Consider the following 229-nt stretch of genomic DNA (forward strand, 5'->3'; position numbering starts at 1 on the left):
GTGTTGATGTTTGCAGCGCTAAGTTATCGGACTCGTTTGATTCGTAATAATGCTCAAAATCCGAACGGTTATAATCAGCAAAGCTACTAGAAACCAACGTTTGCAGTAAATAATCTGGAACGGTATCGGCTTCGTCAATAGTCTGAACGCCATAAATCAGCACGGTAACGGGTGGTTTACCATGTAACATAGCATTGGTCAAAAGGTTGCGAATAAGATGGGTCAACAT

At 41.5% G+C, this 229-nt stretch carries 1 protein-coding gene; it reads right to left on the reverse strand.

Annotated features, from left to right (window positions below; all coding sequences use genetic code 11):
- Positions 1-190: hypothetical protein (locus tag AAEY78_RS15275; RefSeq protein WP_352340394.1), on the reverse strand; the 190-nt coding region annotated here is incomplete at its 3' end.
- Positions 191-229: the final 39 nt, after the last annotated feature.

This window comes from Psychrobacter sp. 16-MNA-CIBAN-0192 (assembly GCF_040309565.1).
Taxonomy (GTDB): Bacteria; Pseudomonadota; Gammaproteobacteria; order Pseudomonadales; family Moraxellaceae; genus Psychrobacter.